The 25,877-nt window shown below is 61.9% G+C and carries 28 protein-coding genes and 1 tRNA gene; 15 read left to right on the plus strand and 14 right to left on the minus strand.

The window, feature by feature from the left end:
• Positions 1 to 117: 117 nt before the first annotated feature.
• The gene (locus ACK2SD_RS10235; protein ID WP_412462046.1) at positions 118 to 1,134 is read right to left on the minus strand and encodes an ABC transporter substrate-binding protein; all 1,017 of its coding nucleotides are present in this window, start codon (positions 1,132 to 1,134) and stop codon (positions 118 to 120) included.
• 97 nt (positions 1,135 to 1,231) lie between these two features.
• On the minus strand, positions 1,232 to 1,396 hold the full coding sequence (locus tag ACK2SD_RS10240) for a hypothetical protein (protein WP_155290531.1): 165 nt from the start codon (positions 1,394 to 1,396) through the stop codon (positions 1,232 to 1,234).
• A gap of 403 nt (positions 1,397 to 1,799) precedes the next feature.
• On the opposite strand from ACK2SD_RS10240, the gene ACK2SD_RS10245 reads away from it, so the two are divergent.
• Positions 1,800 to 1,991, plus strand: coding sequence for a hypothetical protein (locus ACK2SD_RS10245; RefSeq protein ID WP_412462047.1), 192 nt, complete (start codon positions 1,800 to 1,802; stop codon positions 1,989 to 1,991).
• A gap of 54 nt (positions 1,992 to 2,045) precedes the next feature.
• Here ACK2SD_RS10245 and ACK2SD_RS10250 read toward each other — a convergent pair.
• Together ACK2SD_RS10250 and ACK2SD_RS10255 are read right to left on the minus strand one after the other, a co-directional pair.
• Positions 2,046 to 2,130, minus strand: a tRNA-Leu gene (locus tag ACK2SD_RS10250).
• 104 nt (positions 2,131 to 2,234) lie between these two features.
• Positions 2,235 to 2,447: a hypothetical protein gene (locus ACK2SD_RS10255; protein WP_412462048.1), complete on the minus strand. Its 213-nt coding sequence runs from the start codon at positions 2,445 to 2,447 to the stop codon at positions 2,235 to 2,237.
• 136 nt (positions 2,448 to 2,583) lie between these two features.
• Between ACK2SD_RS10255 and ACK2SD_RS10260 the strand changes: the two genes are divergently transcribed.
• The 3 genes from ACK2SD_RS10260 to ACK2SD_RS10270 are packed head-to-tail and all read left to right on the plus strand — an operon-like array spanning position 2,584 to position 5,582.
• Positions 2,584 to 3,762, plus strand: a complete 1,179-nt coding sequence (locus ACK2SD_RS10260; RefSeq protein WP_412462049.1) for a two-component system sensor histidine kinase NtrB — start codon at positions 2,584 to 2,586, stop codon at positions 3,760 to 3,762.
• A 6-nt stretch (positions 3,763 to 3,768) separates the two neighbouring features.
• The gene (locus ACK2SD_RS10265; RefSeq protein WP_412462050.1) at positions 3,769 to 5,214 is read left to right on the plus strand and encodes an ATPase domain-containing protein; all 1,446 of its coding nucleotides are present in this window, start codon (positions 3,769 to 3,771) and stop codon (positions 5,212 to 5,214) included.
• 8 nt (positions 5,215 to 5,222) lie between these two features.
• The gene (locus ACK2SD_RS10270; protein WP_317872473.1) at positions 5,223 to 5,582 is read left to right on the plus strand and encodes a response regulator transcription factor; all 360 of its coding nucleotides are present in this window, start codon (positions 5,223 to 5,225) and stop codon (positions 5,580 to 5,582) included.
• Between the two features lie 77 nt (positions 5,583 to 5,659).
• Here the strand turns inward: ACK2SD_RS10270 and csrA are convergent, their stop codons facing one another.
• From csrA to ACK2SD_RS10310, 8 genes are all read right to left on the minus strand, one after another.
• Complete coding sequence (gene csrA / locus ACK2SD_RS10275) at positions 5,660 to 5,857, minus strand: carbon storage regulator CsrA (RefSeq protein WP_029612328.1); 198 nt, start codon at positions 5,855 to 5,857, stop codon at positions 5,660 to 5,662.
• 262 nt (positions 5,858 to 6,119) lie between these two features.
• The gene (locus ACK2SD_RS10280) at positions 6,120 to 7,133 is read right to left on the minus strand and encodes a DNA topoisomerase IB (protein ID WP_412462051.1); all 1,014 of its coding nucleotides are present in this window, start codon (positions 7,131 to 7,133) and stop codon (positions 6,120 to 6,122) included.
• Between the two features lie 56 nt (positions 7,134 to 7,189).
• On the minus strand, positions 7,190 to 8,281 hold the full coding sequence (gene modC, locus ACK2SD_RS10285) for a molybdenum ABC transporter ATP-binding protein (RefSeq protein WP_412462052.1): 1,092 nt from the start codon (positions 8,279 to 8,281) through the stop codon (positions 7,190 to 7,192).
• 1 nt (position 8,282) lies between these two features.
• A complete protein-coding gene (gene modB, locus ACK2SD_RS10290; protein ID WP_295482745.1) occupies positions 8,283 to 8,963 on the minus strand; it encodes a molybdate ABC transporter permease subunit in 681 nt (226 codons plus the stop codon).
• Positions 8,963 to 9,721: a molybdate ABC transporter substrate-binding protein gene (gene modA / locus ACK2SD_RS10295; protein ID WP_295482737.1), complete on the minus strand. Its 759-nt coding sequence runs from the start codon at positions 9,719 to 9,721 to the stop codon at positions 8,963 to 8,965. Before modA ends, modB begins: the two co-directional genes overlap by 1 nt.
• 131 nt (positions 9,722 to 9,852) lie before the next feature.
• A complete protein-coding gene (locus ACK2SD_RS10300; RefSeq protein ID WP_295482735.1) occupies positions 9,853 to 10,923 on the minus strand; it encodes an NAD(P)H-dependent flavin oxidoreductase in 1,071 nt (356 codons plus the stop codon).
• A 24-nt stretch (positions 10,924 to 10,947) separates the two neighbouring features.
• Positions 10,948 to 11,118, minus strand: a complete 171-nt coding sequence (locus ACK2SD_RS10305; protein ID WP_162889541.1) for a hypothetical protein — start codon at positions 11,116 to 11,118, stop codon at positions 10,948 to 10,950.
• Between the two features lie 6 nt (positions 11,119 to 11,124).
• A complete protein-coding gene (locus tag ACK2SD_RS10310) occupies positions 11,125 to 11,427 on the minus strand; it encodes a DUF1883 domain-containing protein (RefSeq protein WP_029612324.1) in 303 nt (100 codons plus the stop codon).
• A gap of 162 nt (positions 11,428 to 11,589) precedes the next feature.
• Here ACK2SD_RS10310 and ACK2SD_RS10315 point away from each other — a divergent pair, with 162 nt between their 5' ends.
• The 11 genes from ACK2SD_RS10315 (at position 11,590) to ahpF (ending at position 23,822) form a co-directional block, all read left to right on the plus strand.
• On the plus strand, positions 11,590 to 11,949 hold the full coding sequence (locus ACK2SD_RS10315; RefSeq protein ID WP_412462053.1) for a hypothetical protein: 360 nt from the start codon (positions 11,590 to 11,592) through the stop codon (positions 11,947 to 11,949).
• A gap of 145 nt (positions 11,950 to 12,094) precedes the next feature.
• Positions 12,095 to 12,745, plus strand: a complete 651-nt coding sequence (locus ACK2SD_RS10320) for a c-type cytochrome (RefSeq protein WP_412462054.1) — start codon at positions 12,095 to 12,097, stop codon at positions 12,743 to 12,745.
• The gene (locus ACK2SD_RS10325; RefSeq protein WP_412462055.1) at positions 12,742 to 13,653 is read left to right on the plus strand and encodes a c-type cytochrome; all 912 of its coding nucleotides are present in this window, start codon (positions 12,742 to 12,744) and stop codon (positions 13,651 to 13,653) included. The genes ACK2SD_RS10320 and ACK2SD_RS10325 overlap by 4 nt, the downstream gene beginning before the upstream one ends.
• Before the next feature lie 103 nt (positions 13,654 to 13,756).
• A complete protein-coding gene (locus tag ACK2SD_RS10330) occupies positions 13,757 to 15,118 on the plus strand; it encodes a UDP-glucose dehydrogenase family protein (protein WP_412462056.1) in 1,362 nt (453 codons plus the stop codon).
• Between the two features lie 48 nt (positions 15,119 to 15,166).
• Positions 15,167 to 16,006, plus strand: coding sequence for a UTP--glucose-1-phosphate uridylyltransferase GalU (gene galU / locus ACK2SD_RS10335; RefSeq protein ID WP_039578479.1), 840 nt, complete (start codon positions 15,167 to 15,169; stop codon positions 16,004 to 16,006).
• A 107-nt stretch (positions 16,007 to 16,113) separates the two neighbouring features.
• Positions 16,114 to 17,469 carry a glutathione-disulfide reductase gene (gorA, locus tag ACK2SD_RS10340; RefSeq protein ID WP_304482550.1) on the plus strand — a complete coding sequence of 452 codons (1,356 nt, stop codon included), beginning with the start codon at positions 16,114 to 16,116 and terminating at the stop codon, positions 17,467 to 17,469.
• Positions 17,470 to 17,637: 168 nt separating this feature from the next.
• Positions 17,638 to 18,162 (plus strand): fimbrial protein, encoded by a 525-nt coding sequence (locus ACK2SD_RS10345; RefSeq protein WP_295482717.1) that lies wholly within the window; start codon positions 17,638 to 17,640, stop codon positions 18,160 to 18,162.
• A gap of 62 nt (positions 18,163 to 18,224) precedes the next feature.
• The gene (locus ACK2SD_RS10350) at positions 18,225 to 18,968 is read left to right on the plus strand and encodes a molecular chaperone (RefSeq protein WP_412462057.1); all 744 of its coding nucleotides are present in this window, start codon (positions 18,225 to 18,227) and stop codon (positions 18,966 to 18,968) included.
• 49 nt (positions 18,969 to 19,017) lie between these two features.
• Entirely contained in the window at positions 19,018 to 21,420 is a 2,403-nt protein-coding gene (locus ACK2SD_RS10355; protein ID WP_412462058.1) for a fimbria/pilus outer membrane usher protein, read from the plus strand.
• A gap of 150 nt (positions 21,421 to 21,570) precedes the next feature.
• A complete protein-coding gene (gene ahpC, locus ACK2SD_RS10360) occupies positions 21,571 to 22,134 on the plus strand; it encodes an alkyl hydroperoxide reductase subunit C (RefSeq protein ID WP_029612316.1) in 564 nt (187 codons plus the stop codon).
• A gap of 125 nt (positions 22,135 to 22,259) precedes the next feature.
• Entirely contained in the window at positions 22,260 to 23,822 is a 1,563-nt protein-coding gene (gene ahpF / locus ACK2SD_RS10365) for an alkyl hydroperoxide reductase subunit F (protein ID WP_412462059.1), read from the plus strand.
• A gap of 63 nt (positions 23,823 to 23,885) precedes the next feature.
• On the opposite strand, the gene ACK2SD_RS10370 is transcribed toward ahpF, so the two are convergent.
• Both ACK2SD_RS10370 and sstT read right to left on the minus strand, forming a co-directional pair.
• The gene (locus ACK2SD_RS10370; RefSeq protein WP_412462060.1) at positions 23,886 to 24,533 is read right to left on the minus strand and encodes a YceH family protein; all 648 of its coding nucleotides are present in this window, start codon (positions 24,531 to 24,533) and stop codon (positions 23,886 to 23,888) included.
• Positions 24,534 to 24,605: 72 nt separating this feature from the next.
• Positions 24,606 to 25,817 (minus strand): serine/threonine transporter SstT, encoded by a 1,212-nt coding sequence (sstT, locus tag ACK2SD_RS10375; RefSeq protein ID WP_116888501.1) that lies wholly within the window; start codon positions 25,815 to 25,817, stop codon positions 24,606 to 24,608.
• Positions 25,818 to 25,877: the final 60 nt, after the last annotated feature.

Consider the following 25,877-nt stretch of genomic DNA (forward strand, 5'->3'; position numbering starts at 1 on the left):
CCGACATGGCGGTTTGCACCGTCAGAGGGGCCCGGCATCACATGGGCTCAAGCGTAGTCCAGGCGCTGCCGGCTCCAAGGAGGAGGGTGTTACATTTCTTTGCCTGCCTACACGCCGCTACAGGGCTGCTGCGACCTTGTCCGCGACTGGCGATGGCATCCAGGCGCGCCATATTTCGGGGTGCTGGCTCAAAAACGCTTCAGCCGCCTTGCGCGGGTCCTGGCGCTTCTCGCTCATTTTGGCCAACGTCTGGTTGAGGGTGTCGATGGGCAAGTCCACCTGCTCGAACAGTGCGACCAAATCCGGGTACTGGTTCTTGAAGGCTTTCGATACGCCGATCGACAGTTTGGTGGGGAGCGAAGCACTGCCTTGAGGATGTGGGTTGCTCGGATCGGTCAATGTGGCCCACGCCTTGGGATCAAAGGGAGGCTCTTCGAGGCGCACCAGATCGTAGCGGCCCATCAGCGGGGTGGGGCTCCAGTAGTAGAACAGCACGGGGCGCCCGCGACGAATGGCCGAGTTGATTTCTGCGTCCAGCGCCGCGCCCGAGCCTGTGCGGAAGTTGACGTAGAGGTCGTCGAGCTTGTACGCCTTGAGTTTTTGACTGTTGACGATTTCCGAAGTCCAGCCACTGGGGCTGTTGAGAAAACGTCCTTGCTTGGGCGCTTCCGGGTCCTTGAACACCTGTGCGTAGCGCTGCAGGTCGGCTACGGTTTTCAAATCCGGCGCCGCCGCTTCGATGGAGCGGGCCGGATCGCCCTTGATCACGTAAGCCGGGACATACCAGCCTTCGACGGCATTCTTGACCGTATCACCCAGCGCGAACACTTCGCCTTTTTTCTCGGCCTCGACCCAGGCCGGACTGCGCCCAGCCCACTCTTCGGCAATCACCTGAAGGTCGTTGCGCGCCAGCGCCACTTCCATGCTCACGGTGCTGCCGGGCAGCGTGTCGGTTGGGTAGCCGTAGCCCTTCTCGACGATCAGGCGCAGGATCTCGGTAGTCAATGCGCCACTTTCCCAGCCAATGGCGCCAAACTGGATGGGTGCGTTTGGCTCGCCAGCGGCCACGGCATCGGTGCTGACCAGGCCCAACGCGAGCAGCAGCCCGGTGAGCAGGGCGTGGAGTCGTTTCATGAGCGTCTCTTGGGTTGCGGTGGATGACAGGGCTCAGTGTAGACGAGCCTCCGGGCAGCCCGGCGACGCGCGCTTGCTCAGCGATGGCAGGTAGGGCTCAACCCTTGAACAGTGCGCTCAAGACCATCCATTCGATAACAGCGACCATCAGGCAGGTGGCGACGAATCCGCGGGTGAAGACGCGGCGGGGACGTTCCAGTGTCGGCCAATCCGTCTGCACGAGTAGCACCTGGATCAGCACGGCAAGCAGTTTCATGGTCATCGACTCAGTATCATGGGCGGGCGAGGGCCGATCGTAGCGAACGTGCTGAGTAAATGCACCGGAACTGATGGCTGAGGGCTATTAATGTAGGCGGGGCGTGAGGGCTGTCGAGCCCAAAAGAAAACCCGCCATGTGGGCGGGTCAGAAGAACGTATCGAAGCCAGGTGACTATGCCTCTGGGAATGTCGGCATTTTGTGAAAGCCGCGTCCACAGACTGTTTCAGCACGTGTTTGAATCAACGGATGCAGACAGCAAAAAAGCCCGCCGTGGCGGCGGGCAAGACGTTCTGAAGGGAGCCGCACCAACATAAGCCCGTGGCGGTTAAGGCAACGTTAACCCTGGCTACGGTTGACCTGCGGGGTCAACACGCCTATACAAGCGTCCTCGAACCTGGAGCCAGCGATGCACGACGAAGACGATCTCCCCGAGCCCGAGCACGATCACTTGCTCGATCACGAATTCCTCTACGAGGCTCAGCCATTGGAGGCCGACGCCCAAGGGATGGAAGACGATATTGAGGACGACGACTACTCGGACGACGACCTGGACTACGAAGAGGACCATCCTGCCTGGCACGATGACCCGAATGACTGAGCGCAAGCGCTGATACGAAAAAGGCGCCTGATCAGGCGCCTTGGACGAGGGAGATGGTGCGAGTGGTGGGACTCGAACCCACAAGGCTTGCGCCGACAGATTTTAAGTCTGCTGTGTATACCAATTCCACCACACTCGCACAGGTGATCAGGTCATTCGACCGGCACGCTTCAATGCTGAAGGGCCATCCAATCAGTGGCGCTTTATAACCCATCGTTATAGGTCAGTCAACCGCAGGCCGTTTCACGGATGGATAGTGTGAGCGATCCCGCGCATGTCTTGCGCGCTGTCACGCAGCTCCTGAGCCTGTTCACCCATGGTGTTGGCGTCTTCGGGATGCACCGAGTGACGCAGAAAGCGCGCATGGCCTTCCAAGCCTCGACACAGCTGGTCGATCTGCTGTGCGGTACTCATCAGATCGCGCTGAAGACTCAGTTGCCGATAATTGGTTGTCATTCAGGCTCCACAAGCGCATGAGGGCATGGGCACTATAGGGTAAATCCCGACTTGCTGTCATTGCTGTATGTATTGGACACTGGATCAATCAACCAGGCTCAATTCCACTGCTGCTGGTCGTGCTCATGGAGCTCGCATGGTTTTCAATGACAGGGTTTCGAATAATCGTCCCACTTCGCCAACCATGCCCGCCGAGCACTACGAGCGTCTGGTTCATGCAGTGGTCGATTACGCCATCTACATGCTCGATCCCGAAGGCTACGTGGTGTCCTGGAATCCGGGGGCGCAGCGCATAAAGGGCTACCGCGCCGATGAGGTGATTGGGCAGCATTTCTCGCTGTTCTTCACAGCCCAGGACTGCGCCGAAGGTCGGCCGGCCATGCTGCTGAACCAGGCTCTTGAGCATGGGGTGGCCCAAGACGAGGGCTGGCGGCTGCGCAAGGACGGCACGCCGTTCTGGGCGCTGACGGCGCTGGACGTTATGCGCGACGATCAGGGTCAGGTCATCGGCCTGGCAAAGGTCACGCGTGACATTTCCGACCGGCGCGAATCCTCACTGCAACTCGACGCCATGCGCGCCCAGCTGTTCCATGCGCAGAAACTCGAAGCGCTGGGCCAGCTTACTGGAGGCCTGGCCCACGACTTCAATAACCTGCTGACCATCATCCTGGGTTCGGCCCGGTTGGCACGCGCCAGCGCGGATCCCGCGCGCGTGGACAGCTTGCTGGGGCATATCGTCGAGGCAGGCCAGCGCGGCGCGCAGTTGACTCAGGTGCTGCTTGGTTTCGCCCGCCATCGCCAGTTGAACACTACCTTGATCGCACCTGCCGAGCTGATCGCCTCCACCTGCAACCTGATCGAGCACGCGTTGCCCGAGAGCATCGCGCTGCGTGCGTGCGTGGCCGAGGCCCTGCCGCAGATGGACGTGGATGTTGGGCAGTTGCAAATGGTATTGCTCAATCTGGTGTTCAACGCCCGCGATGCGATTGCCGAGCGGGGGTGCGTCCGGCTCGGCGTGTCGCAGGTCGTGCTGGGCGGGGAGGTGGAAGGTCTGCATGGCACGTTTCTGCGCTTCGACGTAGAAGACGACGGGCAGGGCATCGATCCTGAGGTGTTGCCGCGAATCTTCGAACCTTTTTTCACCACCAAGGCCTTCGGCAAGGGCACCGGACTTGGCTTGAGTCAGGTCTATGGCTTCGCCAAGCAGAGCGGTGGTGCAGTGAGCGTGACCAGCACGGTCGGTCAGGGTACGTGCATGAGTCTGTACCTGCCGATTTCATCGAGCCCGATCCCCTCCTCAGAGCAGAGGTGCTAGCGAGTCATGGTAGAAACACTCAAACGGCTGGCCACAGGTATCGACGGGTTGGATGCCTTGCTCATGGGCGGCCTGGTAGCCGGTGCCTCCTACATCGTTCAGGGCCCGCCGGGCGCGGGCAAGACCATCCTCGCCAACCAGGTCGCCACCGGTCATGTGGCGCAGGGCGGCCGCGTCCTGGTGGCAACGTTGCTGAGCGAATCCCACGAGCGCCTGTTCCAGTACCTGTCGACGCTGGAGTTCTTCGACGCGTCGCTGGTGGGCGATCAGATCCTGTTCCTCAGCGCTTTCGACACGCTGCAGGAAGAGGGGCTGGAGGCCGTGGTGCGACTGCTGCGCCAGGAGATCGTACGCCAACGTGCCAGCCTGCTGATCGTCGACGGCCTGCTCAATGCGCGCTCGCGCGCCGAGACCAGCCTGGATACCAAGAAATTCGTCGCGCAGTTGCAGGGGCATGCAGCGTTCGCCGGCTGCACAGTGCTGTTGCTGACCAGTGCTCGACTGGAGGAAGGCAGCCCAGAACACACCATGGTCGATGGCGTCATCGAACTGGGCGAACAACTCGACGGCAGCCGTGCGGTGCGCCATGTGCAACTGCGCAAGACCCGCGGCAGTGGCGCATTGTCCGGCCGCCATGAATGCCGCATCAGCCAGGCCGGGCTACAGGTCTATCCGCGACTGGAGGCGCTGTACAGCCATCCGAGCGACCTCGGCTCGGCCACGCTCAAGCTCGTGACCACGGGCGTGAACACGCTGGACGAGATGCTCGGCGGCGGCTTGGCAGAAGGGTCAGTGAGCCTGGTCATGGGTCCGTCCGGGGTGGGCAAGTCGTCCTTGGGGCTGGCGTTTCTCGCCGCCGCCACGCCAGAGGCGCCTGCGCTGCACTTTGGCTTCTACGAAACGCCTGCCCGCTTGCGCTTGAAAGCGGGCTCGCTGGGCTACGACTTCGTCGAGATGGAGCGTCGTGGGGCCCTGCTATTGAGCTGGCAGCCGACTACCGAAGGCTTGCTGGACGAGGTCGGCGCACGCCTGCTGACTCAAGTACGCGCATCCGGCGCCCGGCGCGTGGTGATCGACAGCCTGGGCGCCTTCGGTCGTTTGGCCTCGGACCCTAATCGTCTCAATGGTTTTTTCCGCGCATTGACGGCAGAGCTGCGTGCGCAGGGCGTCAGTGTGCTGCTGACCTGGGAAATGCGCGACCTGTTCGGTTCGGAAATCACCGCGCCGGCACCGGATCTGTCGAGTATCGTCGACAACTTGCTGCTCATGCGCTTCGTCGAACTGGATTCGCAACTGCGCCGCGTGCTTTCGATTCTCAAGGTGCGTGACAGTCACTATGACCCGTCACTGCACGAGCTGACCATCGGGCCCACAGGTATAACCTTGCGCAATGCCTTCGTTGGCACTCAGGGCGTGCTGTCGGGTACCGCAACAGCTTCGGGGGACCGCTGAGGCGGGCGATGAACACCATTCTGATCGTCGATGACGAATACCTGATCGCTGAAATCCTGGGCTTTGCCCTGGAGGAGGAAGGGTTCGTGGTGGAAAAGGCCAGCAACGGACGCAAGGCACTCGATGCGCTGAGAGCCTGTCCAGTGGACTTGGTGATTACCGACTACATGATGCCGGTACTCAATGGCGAGGAGCTGGCCCAAGCGATTCGCGACGAGCTGCACCTCACCGGGCTACCGGTGATTCTGATGAGTGGGGCTCAGGCCAGCCAGGGACGCGTACGGCCAGAGCTGTTCGAGGCTGTGTTCGACAAACCCTTCGACATGGACAAGATGATCGCCAAGGTTCGCGCGCTGTTGCAGGCTTGATCCCTCTGCCTGAGCCGCAGGTCGAGTCCTGCGGTCATGGGCAGCGGCAAGCGCGTCCGTGCGACTTGGGTGAGCGATCAGTGTGAGTCGTCGTTTTTTTCTGGCGCAGGGCTGCCGGCTTGAATGCGTTTGAAGATCTCTTCACGGTGCACCTGGACATCTTTCGGTGCATCGATGCCGATTCTCACTTGCATGCCCTTGACGCCCAAAATCGTGACCTTGATGTCATCGTTGATGACGATGCTCTCGCCAACCTTGCGGGTGAGTATCAGCATGTACTTCTCCTTGGTGATGTAGAAATCCGCCAGGCATTTGCCAGGGCGGTGGGAGCGAGTCCCTCTTCCTTCTCAGTAAAGACGCTTTGGTACGCTATAAATTCCTGCTCAGGCGAAATCTCCAGGCGTTCTTCGGTGCAGGTGCCGTTTTGACCTAATGGGATCAGTCCGGCGAAGGTGCTCGATGGCAAGAATAGGGTGCCAGCGCGTCTATGGGAAATTTCTCTGATTTATGTTGGATATAGTCGCAATCAATGGCACTTCATAGCGCCTCCAGTGCCCGAAGAAAACCGAGCAAGGCGACCTCCTCGCGCTCCATGTCCTTGCGTGCTCGCACGCGCGGCAGGTCGGCCAGGCGACCCAAGTGAAAATGCTCCAGCACCGCAGGATGGATATAGCAGCGGCGGCAGACCGCTGGCGTATTGCCCAATCGGCTGGCGACTTCCCGCACGATCGTCGTGACCTGGCGCTTGGCCTCGGTCTCCGGCTGCCACGCCAGGGGCTGCAACAAATTCAGCGCCAGGGTGCTGCCGCCCCAGGTGCGATAGTCCTTGGCCGTGAAGTCGGCGCCGGTCAGTTGCTGGAGGAACAGGTTGATATCGGCTGAGCCGATGCGGTGGCGTTCGCCGCTGTCGTCCACGTACTGGAACAGTTCCTGGCCCGGCAGCTCCATGCAGCGCTTGACCAGTTGTGCCAAGCGACGGTCGCGCAACGTGATGCTGTGCTCGACCCCGCGTTTGCCGCGGAACTGGAAGCGAATGGTGCTGCCCTTGACCTCGACATGGCGGTTGCGCAGGGTAGTCAGTCCGTAGGATTTGTTGTCACGCAGATACTGGCGATTGCCGATACGGATCAGTGTGTTGTCGAGCAGACTGACCACCAGCGCCATGACTTTTTCCCGATCCATGCCAGGGCGTGACAGATGCACGTCCAGTTGCCTGCGCAGTTTCGGCAAGGCATGGGCGAAAGCCAGCATGCGTGAGTACTTGTGTTCGTCGCGCAAGGTTCGCCATTGCACGTGGTAGCGGTACTGCTTGCGTCCACGGGCATCGCGGCCGGTGGCCTGTAGGTGGCCCTGTGGGTCCAGGCAGATCCACACATCGGTGTAAGCCGGGGGAATCACCAGGGCTGCGATGCGCGCCAGCACCTCCTTGTCGCGGACTCGGTTACCGTCCGGGTCCAGGTAGATGAAGCGATCGCGCCAACGCTTGCGGCTCAAGCCGGGCTGGGTGTCGTCGACATAGTGCAGGGTGCGGGGCAGGGTGATCTCGGGCATGGCGTCGTCCATCGACCAATCGTCTGATCGGTGGACAACGGGCGTGACCTAGTTGCTCAGGTCAATAGCGCCACCGACTTGATCTGCGCCCACAGCCTCTGTCCGGGCTGCACGTGAAGTTGGTCGGCGGAGTACCGGGTGATGCGTGCCAGCAGCGGATTACCAGCGGCATCGAGGCTGACCAGGACATGCGCAGGGTTGTCAGCGGCGCGGCACTCACTCACGGTCACCGACAAGCGATTGAGAATGCTAGAGGTCGTGTCCTGGGCAAGGGTTAGGCTCACATCGCGCGCCTGGACTTTCAGACGCAGCGTGCTGCCGACTTGCAGGTGCTGATGGGCGATGCGCAAGGTAGGGCCCTCCGCGCCGGGCAAGCGCAGGTCGAACAGGCCGTAATCCGGTTGATGTCCGACCACGACCCCCTCGAGCACGACGCCGGCGTCTTCACTCTGAGCCAGCGACAGATCCAGGCGCGCCAGCGTCGGCCCAATCGGGCCGCTGGCCATGACCTTGCCCTGCTCCAGTAACACCAAATGGTCGGCCAGGCGCGCCACTTCGTCCTGGGCATGGCTGACATACACCACAGGGATGTCCAGCTCGTCGTGCAGGCGCTCCAGATAGGGCAGAATTTCCCGCTTGCGGGGCCCGTCGAGTGCGGCCAGTGGTTCATCCATCAATAGCAGGCGTGGGCTGCTGAGCAGTGCGCGGGCGATACCGACTCGCTGCGCCTCGCCGCCTGACAGCGTGCTCGGTTTTCGCTCCAGCAGGTGACCGATACCCAGTAATTGGCAGGCCTGGTCCAACTCCACCTTGCGTTCACTCGCCGCCACTCGGCGCCAGCCGAAGGCCAGGTTGCCGCGCACCGACAGGTGCGGGAACAGGCTGGGCTCCTGGAACACATAGCCCAGCGGGCGGCGGTGGGGTGGGACGAACAGGTTACGCTCGGTGTCGTGCCAGACCTCGCCATTGATTTGGATGAAAGCCTCATCGGCTTGCTCCAGACCGGCCAGGCAGCGAAGGCAAGACGTTTTCCCGGATCCGGAGTGGCCGAACAAGGCGCTGATGCCGCGGCTGGGCAGATCGAGGTCGACGTCCAGCGTGAACGTGTCGCGCGCGAGCTTCAGGCGCGCCTTCAAGCGTGAACTCATCTCAACTCCAAGTCGCTTTGCCACGGCGGCCGGCGTAGAGCATCAGCAACACCAGGAAGGAAAACACCAGCATGGCGCCGGCCAGCCAGTGAGCTTGCGAATAAGCCATGGCCTCGACGTGGTCGAAGATCTGCACCGAGACCACGCGGGTTTTCTCGGGAATGTTTCCGCCAATCATCAGCACTACGCCGAACTCGCCCACGGTGTGGGCAAAGCCCAGGATGCTGGCGGTCACGAACCCTGGTCTCGCCAGCGGCAGCACCACATGCACGAAGCTGTCCCAGGGGCCAGCGCGCAGGGTTGCCGCCGCTTCCAGTGGGCGCTGGCCGATGGCGCTGAACGCGTTCTGCAAGGGCTGCACGACGAAGGGCATGGAGTACACCACCGAGCCGATCACCAGCCCGGTGAAGCTGAACACCACGGTGCCCAGCCCCAGCGCTTGGGTAGCCTGGCCCAGCCAGCCATGTGGGCCGAGGGCGATCAGCAGGTAGAAGCCGATCACCGTCGGCGGCAGCACCAGTGGCAGAGCCACCACCGCGCCAATCGGCCCGCGTAACCAAGATCGAGTCCGCGCCAGCCACCAAGCGATGGGCGTACCCAGCAGCAGCAGGATCAGCGTGGTGAGGCTGGCCAGCTTGAGCGTCAACCAGATCGCGCCGAGGTCGCTGGCGTCCAGTGGCATCAGATTTCGTAACCGTAAGACTTGATCACCGCAGCGGCCTTAGGTCCTTTCAGGTACTCGACCAGCGCTTTGGCTGCCGGATTGTCTTTGCCTTTTTCCAGAATGACGGCGTCCTGGCGAATCGGGTCGTGCAGAGTGGCCGGCACGATCCAGGCCGAGCCGCTGTCGACCTTGCCATCCTTGTAGATCTGCGACAACGCGACGAAGCCCAGTTCGGCGTTGCCGGTGGAGACGAACTGGAAGGCCTGGGTGATGTTCTGCCCCTCGACCAGCTTGTCTTTGGTGGCCGCGGTGAGACCGAGCTTATCCAGCACCTGGGTCGCCGCCAGACCGTAGGGAGCGGTTTTCGGGTTGGCGATGGACAGATGCTTGAACGCATTCTGCTTCAGCACTTCGCCCTTGCCGTCCACATAGCCGGGCTTGGCAGACCACAGCGCCAGTGTGCCGATGGCATAGGTGAAGCGCGAGCCTTCGACGATCGCTTTTTCCTGCTCGAGCTTGGCTGGAGTGCTGTCATCGGCGGCCAGGAACACCTCGAACGGTGCGCCGTTCTTGATCTGCGCGTAGAACTGTCCGGTGGCGCCAAAGGCTGCAACGAGCGTGTGCCCGGTATCCTTCTCGAAGTCCTTGGCGATCGCCTGGATCGGCGCGGTGAAGTTGGCGGCCACCGCGACCTGGACCTCGTCGGCCCAGGCACTGTTGACGCACAACAGGCTGGCCAGTGCGCTGGCAGCCAGAGGGAAAAAAGGTCTACGCATGGGTGAAGCTCCTTGGGTTATCGTTATATAGCGGAATATATAGCGAATTGGCCTCGAGCGGATAGAGGGCCCTGTTGGGCCCTTTACGCAGTGTCGATGGGAAGCGGGGAAGCGGGGAAGCGGCGATGCGCTCAGCGCAAGCGAGCGAGTGCGCCTTGGGCAATCGTACGGGTGAGGTCGCCTGCATCCATGGGGTTACCCAGACGCAACGCCTGGCCAGCCCACAAGTTGCTGAAGTCGCTGCGGCCTTGGGCCTCGGTGATGGCGCGCAGCGGCATCAAGGCACCGCCGGCAAGGGGGAAGCGCGGCGCCAGATCGCTCATCGGCCCCAGTTCGCGCATCAGGCGCGTGCCGATACCACGGGCTGGGCGTCCGGTGAACAGGTTGGTCAGCGCGGTTTCACTGGCCTGGGCACTGCTCAACGCCTGGCGGTGGGCGGGCGAGACCTTGGCTTGTGGCGTGAAGAGATAGGCCGTGCCGATCTGCACGGCCGAAGCCCCCAAGGCCAGTGCGGCGACCAGACCCCGCGCATCGGCGATGCCGCCGGCTGCGATCACCGGCACCTGCACCGCGTCGGCCACCTGCGGTACCAGGGCGAGTGTGCCAATCTGACTGCTGATGTCCTCGCTCAGGAACATCGCGCGATGACCGCCGGCTTCATAGCCCATTGCAATGATCGCATCGCAGCCGCGCTGCTCTAGCCAGATCGCTTCCTCGACCGTGGTCGCGCTGGACAGCACGCGCGCGCCGCTGGCCTTTATCCGCTGCAGCAAGGCAGGCTCAGGCAGACCGAAATGAAAGCTCACCACCTGCGGACGCAATTGCTCGATGAGTTGGCATCCCTGCTCGTCGAAGGGCGCGCGGCTGGACACCGGCGTGGGTGCCTCGAAGTCGGCGCCGACTTCATCGTAGTAGGGCCTGAGGGCTTGCTTCCAGCGCGCTTGGCGAGCGGCATCCGGCTCAGGCGGCCGATGGCAGAAGAAGTTGAGGTTCAGCGGTCCATGGCAGGACGCTCGAAAAGCCGCCACCTCGTCACGGATCTGTTCGACGCCGAGCATGGCGCAGGGCAGGGCGCCCAGGCCGCCGGCATTCCCCACTGCAATGGCCAGCGCCGATCCGCCTGCCCCCGCCATGGGTGCCTGAAGGATGGGCTGCTCGATGTTCAGCAGGTCGAGGATGCGGCGGTCTGACCAAGTGCTCATGCGGCGGCGCTCCTTGCGAGGGTTCTACAGGGCTTTGCTGACCTGGATATCGCTGATTTTCTGCGTATCGTCGCCGTGAATCTTGCGCAGCGCTTGCAATGCCTGTTCTTCGGAGGCATCGGGCATCACCGCGAAGTCCCAGCGCCGCTCACCGTCGAGCTTGTATTTGATGACGTACTTGATGTTCTGGGTCATGGGGACTTATCCAAGTTTCGACGAGGAACGACGGATGATCTTGATCTTGTGGGTAAAGGCCGGCTTGCGCGTCACCGAGATCGGCCGGGTGGTCACCGCATCGAGCGTGATGTTCCAGAATCCGGTGCTGGGCACCGAGATCTTCGCCGGGAAACGATCGAACAGCCCGCCATGATAGGTGTGACGACCGCCGTTCTTGAAGCTGCGGAAGTTGGCGTCGTTCATCAGGCGAATGTTGCAACGCTGGGAGCATTCGATGACGACGATATCGTCTTCATTCAGGTGCTCGCGCTGGTGTATGAATTTCATGAAGGGCCCCGCAAGGTCGTTTCTGCAAAACCGCCAAGATACCACGATGTCCCACCCGGCTGCCGGGCTCGACATGCGCCTGCAGGATAAAAGTGACAGGTCGGGGAGCAAAACCGCCGCAATACGGTCGAAGCTGTTCTTTGAATGGCACAGAGGTGGTCGATGAAGTGGACGATGCTGGCTGCGGCACTGGTGCTGGGCGGTTGCGTGAGCGTGTCGGAACTGGAGGAGTCGCGCGAGACGATGGACGTGATCTCTGGGAAGACACCGCGCGAGTACGCTGACTGCATCAAGGACAAGTTGAGCGAGACACGTGATCCACTGGTCGAGGAAGTGCGCGGCGATGGCTTGCGTCTGATCGTGCCGCAGAAACTCACGGCCGGTGCCGGTCCGGCGGCACTGTTCGATATCGACAAGCGAGGCAGTGGCAGCTCGATCAAAGTGCATGAACGGTTGAACAACTTCCCACTGCGCCTGGGCGATGTGCGCACTGCGGCGACGGCTTGCATCTCGGGTTCTTGATCCAGCTCAACAATTTCGCGCATAACCTGCAGCAAAAAGCCGCAGGTTGAGTAAGGACATTGTTCGGTTTGGCGGGAGCTGACTACTATCCATTTCCTTATGTCTTTTAAGACTAAGCTTATAACAAGGAAATGGAGTGTCCCTGATGAACCCGATGAGTCGTCTCATGATCGGCAGTGTGCTGGTCTTGACCTGGCCCGCGGCTTACGCCGCCGATGGCCAGAAAATCTTCTCCCAAGGCGGGCAGAACCCCGCCGCCATGGCCTGTCTCGGTTGCCATGGTGCCGATGCCAAGGGCATCGCTGCCGCCGGTTTTCCGCGCCTGGCAGGATTGCCAGCCGCCTATCTGCGCAAGCAGCTTGACGACTTCGCAAGCGGCAGCCGCCAGCAGCCTGTGATGACGCCGCTGGCCAGCGCATTGAGCGCTGAAGAGCGCACGGCAGTCAGCACGTGGTTGGCCGCACAGCCCGATGACGTCGCGCCTGGCAAACGCCGTCAGCAGATCGCGGCCGATGCCACCGAACGTCTGGCGCTGTACGGCGACTGGAGTCGCCAGATCCCTGGCTGCGTGCAATGCCACGGCCCCGGTGGTGTGGGGGTGGGCGAGCATTTTCCGCCGCTGGCAGGTCAGCCGGCGACTTACTTGATTGCCCAGCTCAACGCTTGGCGTGACGGCGCGCGCCGCAATGATCCCAATGAATTGATGGTCGGTGTCGCGAAGGCTATGACCGACGCCGAGGTCACGGTAGTGGCCGATTACTTCGCCCAGGCGCCACGCCAGGAGGTCACGCCATGAGAGCGCTGATGACCGCCTTGCTGCTCAGTGCTGGCAGCCTTCAGGCCGCGCCCATTGCCATGGAAGATCAAAGCCAGCTCATGGTGCCCGACGGCCAGGCCGCTGCGCACTTTGCGCCACCTGCAGAAAGCGACCTCCCGGATAACGCTTTCGGGGAAATGGTTCGGCAGGGTCATGCCTTGTTCGTCGATACCCGTCGGCTGATGCCCGAGGCGGTCGGTAATGGCATGAACTGCAGTAGCTGTCACCTCGATCAGGGGCGCATGGCTCACTCTGCGCCGCTGTGGGGGGCGTACCCGATGTATCCGGCCTATCGCAAGAAAAATGACAAGGTCAATACGTATGCCGAGCGCATCCAGGGATGCTTCCAGTTCAGCATGAATGGTCGCCCGCCAGCGGCGGACAGCCCGCAGATGACCGCCCTCAGCGTGTACTCCTATTGGTTGGCGACCGGCACCCGCACCGCCATCGAAACCCCAGGGCGCGGCTACCCCGAGGTGCCGCAACCGGCCGGCGGCTATGACTTCGCTCGTGGCCAGCAGGTCTACCGCGAGCAATGTGCGATCTGCCACGGCGACCAGGGCGAAGGGCAGAAGGTGGCCGACGATTATGTGATGCCGCCGTTGTGGGGAGCCGACTCATACAACTGGGGCGCGGGCATGCACCGGATCAACACCGCCGCCTCGTTCATCAAGTACAACATGCCGTTGGGTAAGCCCGGTAGCCTCAGCGATCAGCAGGCCTGGGACGTGGCTGCGTGGATCAACCGTCATGAGCGTCCGCAGGATCCGCGTCTGGTGGAAGGCTCCATTGAAAAGACGCGTCTGAAGTTTCACGCCAACGACGGCGTCAACCTCTATGGCCAAAAGGTGGAGGGTGTCGTGCTCGGGCAGGGAACCGGGCGCTGAGCGTTGTCGTTTGAGCGCTGTCACTGGTCTGTCGCGCTGGTGTCACCGCCCTGCAACGGTTCACAGGTTGCAATGACCGCCTCTGCTATGAAGGGGCGCGGCCATGGAACTGTGTGTAATCGGGGCGGGATATGTCGGATTGGTCACCGCTGCGTGTTTTGCCCAGATGGGCAATCGCGTGGTTTGCCTGGAGCGCGACCATGCACGCCTGGCGCGGCTGCGCCAGGGTCAGTGCCCAATCTACGAGCCAGGCTTGGCCGCGCTGCTGCAGGAGGGCCGACGCAGTGGGCTGCTGAGTTTCACTGAAGATTGGAAGCAGGCGCTGGCGCGCGCCGAGGTGGTGTTCATCGCCGTCGGTACGCCGAGTCAGGAGGACGGCTCGGCCGATCTGCAGCATGTGCTGGCCGTGGCTGAAAGCCTGGGTCGGCAATTGCCGCGCCCGTGTCTGGTGGTGAACAAATCGACATCGCCAGTGGGTACGGTAGAGCGCATCGCCGCGCAGATCGGCAGCGGTTTGCGCGAGCGAGGAGTGGCGTTTGCAGTGGAGGTGGCCAGCAATCCTGAATTTCTCAAGGAGGGCAGCGCCGTCGAGGATTTCATGCGTCCTGATCGGATCATCCTGGGCAGCGACAGCCCGGTGGCCCGCGAACGGCTGCAACGTCTCTACGCGCCTTTTGTGCGCAACCGCGAGCGCGTGCTGTGCATGAGCCCGCGTGCGGCAGAGTTCAGCAAATACGCGGCCAATGCTTTTCTCGCCAGCAAGATTTCCTTCATCAACGAATTGGCTGGGTTGTGCGCGCAGTTGGAGGTGGATATCGAGCAGGTGCGTCGCGGTATAGGCAGTGATCCGCGCATCGGCAGCGATTTCATTTATGCCGGCTGCGGTTATGGCGGCTCGTGCTTTCCCAAGGATGTGCGCGCGCTGATTCACACAGCCGAGCAGTATGGTTATCAGCCGACCATCCTGCGTGCCGTGCAGGCGCGCAACGCCCAGCAGAAGACCTTGTTGTTCAAGGCGCTGGAACAGCACTTCGGCGGCTTTTTACGCGGGCGCCGTGTCGCTGTCTGGGGGTTGGCCTTCAAGCCGGGAACAGATGATGTGCGCGAGGCACCGAGTCTTGTGCTGCTGGAGGCTTTGCTGGACGCCGGTGTGCGGGTCCAGGCATGCGATCCTGCGGCGTTGGCCAGTGTGGCGGCGCTCTACGCGCAGGCTGTTTCCAGCGGACAGCTGACGCTGGTCGAAGACCCTTATACGTGCGCCGAGGGGGCCGACGCTTTGGTCTTGGTCACCGAGTGGAAGCAGTTCCGCCAGCCGGACTTTCGCCGTATCCGTGGTCTGATGCGCATGCCGGTGCTGTTCGATGGGCGCAATATTTATGATCCGTCGGAACTATCCTCCCTGGGTTATCTCTATCATGGCATCGGTCGGCCAGTGGTCGGGCATTGTAAGGTGACTGCCGCCTGATTAGACTGCGCCGAATACCACAGGCCTAGCCTTCATCTAAGGATGTTTATGATCAAAAAATGCTTGTTCCCGGCAGCCGGTTACGGCACTCGCTTCCTGCCTGCTACCAAAGCCATGCCCAAGGAAATGCTGCCGGTGGTCAACAAGCCACTGATCCAGTACGGCGTGGAGGAGGCGCTGGACGCCGGCCTGAACGAGATTTCGATCGTCACCGGCCGCGGCAAGCGTGCCTTGGAAGACCACTTCGACATCAGCTATGAGCTGGAAAACCAGATCAAGGGTACCGACAAGGAGAAGTACCTGGTCGGCATCCGTCGTCTGCTGGACGAGTGCTCGTTCTCCTACACCCGCCAGACCGAAATGAAAGGCCTGGGCCATGCCATTCTCACCGGTCGCCCGCTGATCGGCGACGAACCTTTCGCCGTTGTGCTGGCCGATGACCTGTGCGTCAACCCCACAGGCGATGGCGTGCTGACCCAGATGGTCAAGTTGTACAACCAGTTCCGCTGCTCGATCGTGGCCATCCAGGAAGTCGATCCGCAGGAAACCAACAAGTATGGCGTGATCGCGGGTGACATGATCCGCGACGACATCTTCCGCGTGACCAACATGGTCGAGAAGCCCAAGCCCGAAGACGCGCCATCCAACCTGGCGATCATCGGTCGCTACATTCTCACGCCGGACATCTTCGACATCATCGCCAACACTGAGCCTGGCAAAGGCGGTGAGATCCAGATCACCGACGCGCTGATGGAGCAGGCACGCTCCGGTTGCGTCATCGCCTACAAGTTCAAGGGTCAGCGCTTCGACTGCGGCGGCGCCGAAGGCTACATCGACGCCACCAACTACTGCTTCGAGCACTACTACAAGACCGGCAAGGCTTACTGAGCAATAAGCTATAAGCTGTAAGTCACGAGCTGCAAGTTGCAAGCCGAGCTGCCTTTTCTTGCAGCTTGCCGCTTGAAACTTGCAGCTTTTTTCATGGAGTACGGAAAGTGGCCTACGATTTTGATCTGTTCGTGATTGGTGCCGGTTCCGGTGGCGTGCGCGCTGCGCGTTTCGCCGCAGGCTTCGGCGCCAAGGTGGCGGTGGCCGAGAGCCGATACCTGGGCGGCACCTGCGTCAATGTCGGTTGTGTGCCGAAGAAATTGCTGGTGTACGGCGCCCATGTCGCCGATGAAATGGAACAGGCGTCCGGCTATGGCTGGACCCTCGAAGAAGGGCATTTCGACTGGGGCACGTTGATCGCCAACAAGAACCGTGAAATCGAGCGGCTCAACGGCATCTACCGCAATCTGCTGGTCAATAGCGGCGTCACGTTGCTGCAGGGGCATGCGCGCATTACCGGTGCCCATGAGGTGGAGGTCGATGGCCAACGCTACAGTGCCGCGAACATCCTCATCGCCACCGGTGGTTGGCCGCACGTGCCGGATATTCCTGGCAAGGAACTGGCGATTACCTCCAACGAGGCGTTTTACCTCAAGGAGCTGCCGCGTCGGGTGCTGGTGGTCGGTGGGGGCTATATCGCGGTGGAGTTCGCCGGCATCTTCCAGGGTCTGGGCGCCGACACTTCCTTGTTGTATCGGGGCGACCTATTCCTGCGCGGCTTCGATGGGTCGGTTCGCACCCATCTGAAGGAGGAACTGGAGAAGCGCGGCATGGACCTGCAATTCAATACGGACATCCAACGCATCGACCAGCAGGCCGACGGCAGCCTCAAGGCGACGCTCAAGGATGGCAGTGAACGGATCGCCGACTGCATCTTCTACGCCACCGGGAGGCGTCCGATGCTCGATGACCTCGGACTGGAAACGACCGGCGTGGAGCTGGACGAGCGCGGTTACATACGCGTCGACGATCACTACCGTACCACCGAGGCTTCGATTTTCGCGCTGGGCGATGTCATCGGTCGCGTGCAGCTCACGCCGGTCGCCCTGGCAGAAGGCATGGCCGTGGCGCGTCATCTGTTCAAGCCTGAGCAATACCGTGCGGTGGATTACCAGAACATTCCAACGGCCGTGTTCAGCCAACCACCGATCGGTACCGTGGGGCTGACCGAAGAACAAGCGCTGCAAGCGGGGCACAAGGTGCAGATATTCGAAAGCCGCTTCCGCGCCATGAAGCTGACGCTCACCGATGTGCAGGAAAAGACCCTGATGAAGTTGGTGGTGGATGCCGATACCGACAAGGTCCTGGGTTGCCACATGGTCGGTCCTGATGCGGGCGAGATCATCCAGGGGCTGGGTGTCGCGCTCAAGGCAGGGGCCACCAAGCAACAGTTCGACGAAACCATTGGTGTGCACCCCACGGCCGCCGAAGAGTTCGTGACCATGCGCACTGCAATACGGTAAGCACATCTGTCAACCGGGGGCATTGAATCCTACGGCTGGCATGGTGGTCTCCAGAGGATTTCCTTCCTATCACTGACAGAGCCTCTACCTGTTCTTGCCGATACTGTGGCGGCGTCGCATCAGGCGCCGGCTCGGCATAAGCCTCGCCGTTCTTTTCAGGAAGAACACATGAATAGGTTGACTCAAAGTGTGATGGGGCTCTGCGGTTCGCTGCTGGTAATGGGGAGCGCCCACGCCGACCATGGCGAAATCAGCTTTCAGGGACGGGTGTTGGCGCCAACCTGTACCGTCAACGGCGGCAATGGCAACCTGCCGGTCACCCTGCCAGACGTCAACGCTGCCAAGCTGGTCCGCCCAGGGGATGTCGAGGGGCAGACGGCATTCGCACTGCAACTGAGCGGCTGCAGCCATCTGGGCAGGGTGTCGACCTATTTCGAGCCGGGTCCGGGCATCAGTGATCAGGGGCGGTTGATCGTCGATGCTGGCGGTAGCAGCAACGTCGAACTGCAGTTGCTCAACAGCAGCAAGGGTGTGATGGACTTGGCGGCGGTCAAGGGCAATCAGAATTCCCAGGTCGTCGACATCGTGGACGGAAACGCGACCTTGAGCTACTTCGTCCAGTATTACTCGACTGGCAATACGACGCCCGGGGCTGTCAGCTCCCGCGTTCGCTACTCGCTGGACTACCTCTAGGACCCTCCTGCGGGACCGTCCACTTGTGGGGCGTCCCGTTTTCCGACATCGAGTTTTAAGTCATGACGTTTTCACGCAGCGTTCTCGTGCGGGTGGCGCTTCTGGTTGCGTGTCTCGCCAGTGTGCAGGCTAGCGCCAGCGTAGTGATCGCTACCACCCGCGTCATCTTTACGGCCGGGGCGCCTGAGGTCACCGTCAGGGTGAGTAATGAAGGGCGCCAGCCGTCACTGGTACAAGCGTGGGTCGACGAAGGTGGGGCGGACGATGCGCAGGGTGAGTTGCAGGGCCCGTTCAGCCTGGCGCCGGCGCTGTTTCGTCTGGATCCGGCCAAGCAGCAGAGTCTCAGGATTTTCCACGATGGCCGAGAGATGCCGCACGACCGCGAGAGCCTGTACTGGCTCAATGTGCTCGACGTCCCGCCCAAAGGCGGCGGCACCAATAGCCTGCAGATCTCCCTGCGCAGCCGTATCAAGTTGTTTTATCGCCCGCAGGGCTTGTCTGGCAAGCCTGCAGAGGCCCATGAACAGGTGACCTGGAACGTGGTCCGCAGCACAGAGGGTTGGGCGCTGCAGGCGAACAATCCTACGCCCTACCATGTCAATCTCGGCAAACTGGAAGCTGCCGACGCGAACGCTGTTCAGGCGGCTCTGGCAGGGCACGTCCCGCCCTATGGCAAGGCGCGCTTCGTTCTGTCTCAACAACCGCAGCGTCCGGCCTCGATCACTGAGGTCCGCTACGAATACCTGGACGACTTCGGTGCTGCGCGACCTGCCTCTGCAGCGCTGCAGCGCGGCCATGAAGGTTAGACGCGCCTGGACAGCAGGCAGATGGCGCTGGTTTCTGAGTGTCACAGGCATGGTGGCCGAACTCGGTGCTGCGGTGGAATTCGACGCGGGGCTTCTGCGCGGTGGCAGCACCCTGGATGTGAGCCGCTATCAGATCAGCGCTGGGGTGCCCGAAGGCGACTACACCCTGGACGTCTTGCTCAATCAACAATGGATCGGGCGTCGCGCGATTTCCCTGAGGGTCTTCGATCCGTCAGGCCAGGCCGTGCCATGTTACGACCAGGCGCTACTCGACAGCCTGGGGCTGGACATGACCCAGTTGGCGCCTCGCCCGCTCAAGGCGTTGGCGCAGGCGGGCAGTTGCGTGGCGCTGTCTTCTCTCATGCTGCTCGCCAGTGAAGACCTGGATTTTGGCGCCCTGCGGTTGAGCCTGGATATCGCTCAGTCGGCTTTGCGACGCCAGCCCCAGGATCACCTGCCGGTGGAAACCTGGGACCCGGGTGTGACCGCGGGCTTTGTCGACTATCGATTCAATGTCCACGAACAGCACGACCTTCGCCATGGCCAGCGCAGCCGACAAGGCTACCTTGGCCTGCACCTCGGTTTGAATACGGGATCCTGGTACTGGCGTCACGAGGGCAGTGCCCGTGCGAGCGCGGGTGGCGCGGCGCACTACCGCGCGGGGGCGACGTCGGTGCGGCACGACATACCGACGTGGCGGGCTCAGGTTACGCTGGGCGACAGTTACGCGGCAGGGGAGGTCTTCGACAGTAGCCCCCTGCGTGGCGTGAGTCTTTCCAGCGATGAGCGTATGCTGCCCAGGTCGCAGCGCGGCTTCGCTCCGGTGGTGCGAGGAGCGGCCAACAGTACGGCGCTGCTGAGCATCCGTCAGCGGGGCGCACTGCTGCACGAAACGACGGTCCCCCCAGGGCCGTTCGAGGTGGACGACCTACCTGCCAGTGGCCTCAACGACGACCTCGAGGTAGCCCTGCGCGAATCTGACGGCAGCGTGCGACGATTCACCGTGCCCTATCAAGCCGCGCCACTGGCGTTGCGTGAAGGCGCCAGCCGTCTGGATTTCAGTGCAGGTGTATGGCGCGACGATGTGGGGCGTACTGGCCCGGGTCATGTTCAAGGCAGTTGGCAGCAGGGCCTGAACAACGTTTTCAGCGTGCATGGCGGTGCCTGGATAGCTGAAGGCTATCAGGCCGGCGCGTTGGGCGCCGCGATCAACAGCCCTGTCGGTGCCTTTGGTTTGACCGGCTATCATGCGCGCAGTGCTGCAGCGCGTCGCCGCCCAGTCCAGGGGCAAGCGCTACGCCTGAACTGGCGCCAGCGCATCGCGCCGATTGCCACGGACCTGAGTGCCAGCCTTACCCAGCGCCATAACGCGCATTACTCCACTTTCAACGAATTCGCGCGGGCTGCTGGCTCCGGCCGTCCAGGCATGAGTCAGCGATGGCGTGCAGCGCTGGGCATTCATCAGCGCCTGCCCGGTGGGGGGCGCCTGAGCCTGAGCGCCAGCGGCGGTGAGCGCTGGGCGGATACTGCGAGCAACAGCGAGTACAGCGTGGGTTATCACCATCATCTGGGATCGCTCTCCTACGGTCTGACGCTCGCGCGCGAGTACCGGGGTATCGGCGGCCAATCGAATGCGCTGAGGCTGACGATGAGCCTGCCGCTTGGCGAGCAGCGGCGAGGCTCGCTGAGCAGCAGCTTGAATCGGGACTCCGAGGGTGGAGGAGCCAGCAACCTGCGCTGGAGTGCCACTGCCGGGGAGGCGGGGCAGTGGGGGTATGGACTGTCCGCTACGCAACAGGCAGGTGCTGGAGGTGGGGCGGGCCTGGATGCCAACCTGCTGCACCGCAGTTCGGCTGGAGAGTGGACGGCGGCATTGGCGCAACACTCGGGGTCGCGGCAGCTAGCGCTGGGTGCGCGTGGCGCCGTGGTGGGCCATGCGGGTGGTGTGATGCTGTCGCAGTCGTTGGGTGAAAGCTTCGCGATCGTTCATGCCCCCCATGCCCATGCTGCGGCTATTCAGCAGCATCCCAGTGTACGGCTCGACGCCCGAGGCTTTGCGGTGGTGCCGTCATTGAGTCCCTATAGCGTCAACACCGTCGAGCTCGACCCCCAAGGCATGTCTCGGGACGTCGAGTTGCAGGTCAGCGGCCAGTCGGTCATTCCCCGCTCGGGCGCCGCGACCTTGCTGAGCTACCCGACGCGCAGTGGCCGTTTGCGTGTGCTGGAGGCTCGCGACGGGCATGGCAACGTGTTGCCATTCGGGGCTCAGGTATTCGATGCAGAGGGTGTGGAAGTGGGCCTGGTTGGGCAGGGCAGCCGACTGCATATTCGCTTGCCGGACGAGCAGGGGCGGGTCCGGGTTTCTTGGGGCGCTGGCGCCGAAGCCTCTTGCTGGCTGGAAGTGAGCGATGGGAGTGATGCCCGCTGTCTCGCCGCTCAGGCCGATTCATAGTCAGGATCACGCTATCGAATCGACAGCTTATAGCCAAAACCAATCATCAATATGAGCTTTGCCAATGAGCTATCGCTCAGACCATTGGATAGGATTAACCCCATCGAACGTTACACACCCCAGTTAATCAACCCTCGAAGGAGCGTTTCCATGCCAATCATCAACAGCCAGGTCAAGCCGTTCAACGCCACTGCCTACCACAAGGGCGAGTTCGTGCAGGTCAGCGAAGCCGACCTCAAGGGCAAATGGTCCGTCGTATTCTTCTACCCAGCCGACTTCACCTTTGTCTGCCCAACCGAACTGGGCGACCTTGCCGACAACTACGCCGAGTTCCAGAAGCTGGGCGTGGAAATCTACGGCGTGTCCACCGACACCCACTTCACCCACAAGGCCTGGCACGACACTTCGGACACCATCGGCAAGATCCAGTATCCGCTGATCGGTGACCCGACCCACCTTATCTCGCGCAACTTCGATGTGCTGATCGAAGAAGCCGGTCTGGCCGATCGCGGTACTTTCGTCATCAACCCGGAAGGCCAGATCAAAATCGTCGAGCTGAACGATGGCGGTGTTGGCCGCGATGCGACCGAGCTGCTGCGCAAGGTCAAGGCTGCCCAGTACGTAGCCGCTCACCCAGGCGAAGTCTGCCCGGCCAAGTGGAAAGAAGGCGAGGCCACCCTGGCACCTTCGCTGGACCTGGTCGGCAAGATCTAAGGTCATGCGCCGACTGCGGGCGGTGAGCAGCCGCCAACGCTGAACGCTTCACTGCCCCGTCAAACGCCCGGGCGAGTTCGCCTGGGCGTTTTTGTATCCGAGTTTTGAAAAAAGGAATCGCCCGTATGTTGGACGCCACGCTTAAATCGCAACTGAAAACCTACCTGGAGCGGGTCACCCAGCCGATCGAGATCGTTGCCTCCCTCGACGACGGGGCGAAATCCCGAGAAATGCACGACCTGCTGGTTGAAATCGCCAGCCTGTCGAACCTCATCACTCTGCGCGAGGACGGCAGCGATGCTCGTCGCCCTTCGTTCTCGCTCAACCGCCCAGGGGGCGATATCAGCCTGCGCTTCGCCGGCATCCCGATGGGTCACGAATTCACCTCCCTGGTGCTGGCGCTGCTGCAAGTTGGCGGCCACCCCTCCAAGGCCAGTGCCGAAGTCATCGAACAGATCAAGGCGCTGGAGGGCGATTTCACCTTTGAAACCTACTTCTCGTTGTCGTGCCAGAACTGCCCGGATGTGGTCCAGGCGCTGAACTTGATGGCGGTGCTCAATCCCAACATCCGCCACGTCGCCATCGACGGTGCGCTGTTCCAGGGCGAAGTCGAGTCGCGCAAGATCATGGCAGTGCCCAGCGTCTACCTCAACGGTGAGGTGTTCGGCCAGGGTCGTATGGGCCTGGAGGAAATCCTTGGCAAGATCGACACCAATGCCGGGAGTCGTCAGGCCGAGAAAATCAACGCCAAAGATGCTTTCGATGTATTGGTGGTCGGTGGTGGACCTGCCGGCGCGAGCGCAGCCATCTACGCCGCGCGTAAAGGTATTCGCACCGGCGTAGCTGCAGAGCGCTTCGGCGGTCAGGTCCTCGACACCTTGGCGATCGAGAACTTCATTTCCGTTCAGGAAACCGAAGGACCAAAACTGGCCACTGCACTGGAAGAACACGTCAAGCAATACGACGTCGACATCATGAACCTGCAGCGTGGCGACGCACTGATTCCTGCCAGTGAGGGTGGTCTGCACGAGGTGCGTCTGGCCAGCGGTGCCTCGCTCAAGGCCAAGACGGTGATTCTGGCCACTGGCGCGCGCTGGCGTGAGATGAATGTGCCGGGCGAGCAGGAGTACCGAGCCCGTGGTGTGGCTTACTGCCCGCACTGCGACGGCCCGTTGTTCAAGGGCAAGCGCGTGGCGGTCATTGGTGGTGGCAACTCGGGTGTGGAGGCGGCCATCGACCTGGCCGGTATCGTCGCCCAGGTGACGCTGATCGAATTCGACAGCCAATTGCGCGCCGACGCTGTGTTGCAGCGCAAGTTGCACAGTCTGCCAAACGTCAAGGTCATCACCAGCGCGCTGACCACCGAGGTGCTGGGCAACGGTGAGAAAGTCACGGGGTTACGCTACAAGGACCGCACCACCGAGCTGGTCCACGAGCTGGCGCTGGAAGGCATCTTTGTACAGATCGGTCTGCTGCCGAACACCGATTGGCTCAAAGGGACTGTCGAGCTGTCGCCGCGTGGCGAGATCATTGTCGATGCGAAAGGGCAGACCAGCATCCCTGGCGTATTTGCAGCCGGTGATGTGACCACCGTGCCGTACAAGCAGATCGTCATTGCCGTAGGCGAGGGCGCCAAGGCTTCGCTGGCCGCTTTCGATCACCTGATTCGCACGTCCGCACCGGCGTAAGGCTGCCGCATCCTCCTGCCGGACCGACCCGCCCTCGCGACTGCTAAGGGCGGGTCAGTCGTTTCAGCCCTCAAGCAGCGCCAGGCGCGCTTCCAGTTCGGCGATTCGGGCTTCCAGTGCGTCTATACGTTCTTCGGTTGCGGCCGCAGAAGTGCCGCGCATTCCACTGTCCTGCTGGCGTGCTGCGAGAATCGCGTCCACCTGCGCAGGGTCGCCCAAGGCATGGGTGTAACGGTCCTCGCGTTGTCCTGCCTGGCGTGGTAGATGCAATGCCAGACCGCGTGACACCAAGCGCTCCAGTTGATGCTGGACCTGCTCAAGCTCTTCGAAGTCATGAAGTCGACTGCTGCGGGTCAGCAGCTCGTTGACGGTTTGCGGTCCGCGCAGAAACATCAGCCCCATCAATACTTGCTGGGCCGGAACCAGTTCCAGTGCCTTGTCCACCCGGTGCTCCCAGCGGTCTGCCCGGCTGCCCATCTGCAGGCGAGTCATGCCTTGCCCTTCGAGTGCTCGCAGGGCCTGGCCCACTTGGCCAGAAGACAGATTCATCACCGGCTCGCGACTGGTCTTCTGGTTGCAGGCCAGGACCAACGCGTTAAGCGTCAGCGGGTAGCTCTCAGGGCTGGTGGCCTGCTTTTCGATCAGCGAGCCGAGGATACGGATCTCGATGCCGTTGAAGCGGCCTTCGCCTGTGCTTTCATATTCTGACATGGTCCTGCCTTGTCGCTAGGAAAGGCCATTAGCCTAGGGCCTGTCCCTCACGCAGGCAATTGCTGGATACGCTCAGGCTGCCCGTCGCTCCATGGCTTCGCAGGCGGCGGCGGTGAAGAGTACGTCAGTGGACGAGTTGAGCGCGGTCTCCGCCGAGTCTTGCAGGACGCCAATGATGAAACCGACGGCTACAACCTGCATGGCAATTTCGCTGGGGATGCCGAACAAGCTGCAGGCCAGCGGAATCAATAGCAGCGAACCGCCAGCCACGCCCGATGCCCCACAAGCGCAGATGGCGGCCACTACGCTGAGTAGTACAGCGGTAGGCAGATCCACGCCAATACCAAGCGTATGGACTGCCGCGAGCGTCAATACGGTGATAGTGATGGCTGCGCCCGCCATGTTGATGGTTGCGCCCAGGGGAATCGACACGGAGTAGGTGTCTTCATGCAGGCCCAGGCGCTGCGACAATGCCAGGTTGACCGGAATGTTCGCCGCCGAACTGCGGGTGAAGAACGCCGTGATACCGCTTTCGCGCAGGCACAGCAGGGTCAGTGGGTAAGGGTTGCGGCGGATCTGCCACCAGACGATCAACGGGTTCATCACCAGCGCCACGAACAGCATGCAACCGATGAGCACGCCCAGCAGGTGCAGGTAACCGAGCAGCGCACCCAGCCCAGCCTCGGCCAAGGTCGCGGTGACCAAACCGAAAATACCCAGCGGCGCGAAGCGGATCACCAGACGCACCAACTCGGTAACGCCGTTGGACACATCGTCGATCACGCCCCGTGTGGCCTTGCCCGCTTTGCGCAACACCACGCCCAAGCCGATGGCCCAGGTCAGGATGCCGATGAAGTTGGCATTCACCAAGGCGCTCACCGGATTGTCGACAGCGCTCAACAGCAGACCTTGCAGCACTTCTGTTATGCCCCCGGGTGCCGCCAGTGTGGCCTCGTGGGTGCTCAGCAGTAACGACGAGGGAAACGCCATGCTCGCCACCACGGCAACGACTGCAGCCCCGAAAGTGCTCAGCAGGTACAGCCACAGGATGGGTCGGATATGGGTCTGTTGTCCTTGCTGATGATTGGCGATGGAGGCAATGACCAGGACAAACACGAGAATCGGCGCAACCGCCTTGAGCGCCGTCACGAACACCTTGCCCAGGAACGCCAGATCACGAGCCAGACTGGGTGCTATCAAGGCCAGGGCGATACCGGCTACCAAGCCGACAAGAATCTGCATCACCAGGCTGGTGCGGTTCAGAAGACGAAAAATGGGGATCATGTGCCGCGCGGTTCCAGATTCGGACAAACCGTGGACTGTAGCACAGCCGCAGTAGGGCGA

Origin of the sequence: Pseudomonas sp. SC11, assembly GCF_047039205.1 — a bacterium.
GTDB classification, from domain to species: Bacteria; Pseudomonadota; Gammaproteobacteria; order Pseudomonadales; family Pseudomonadaceae; genus Aquipseudomonas; species Aquipseudomonas boreofloridensis.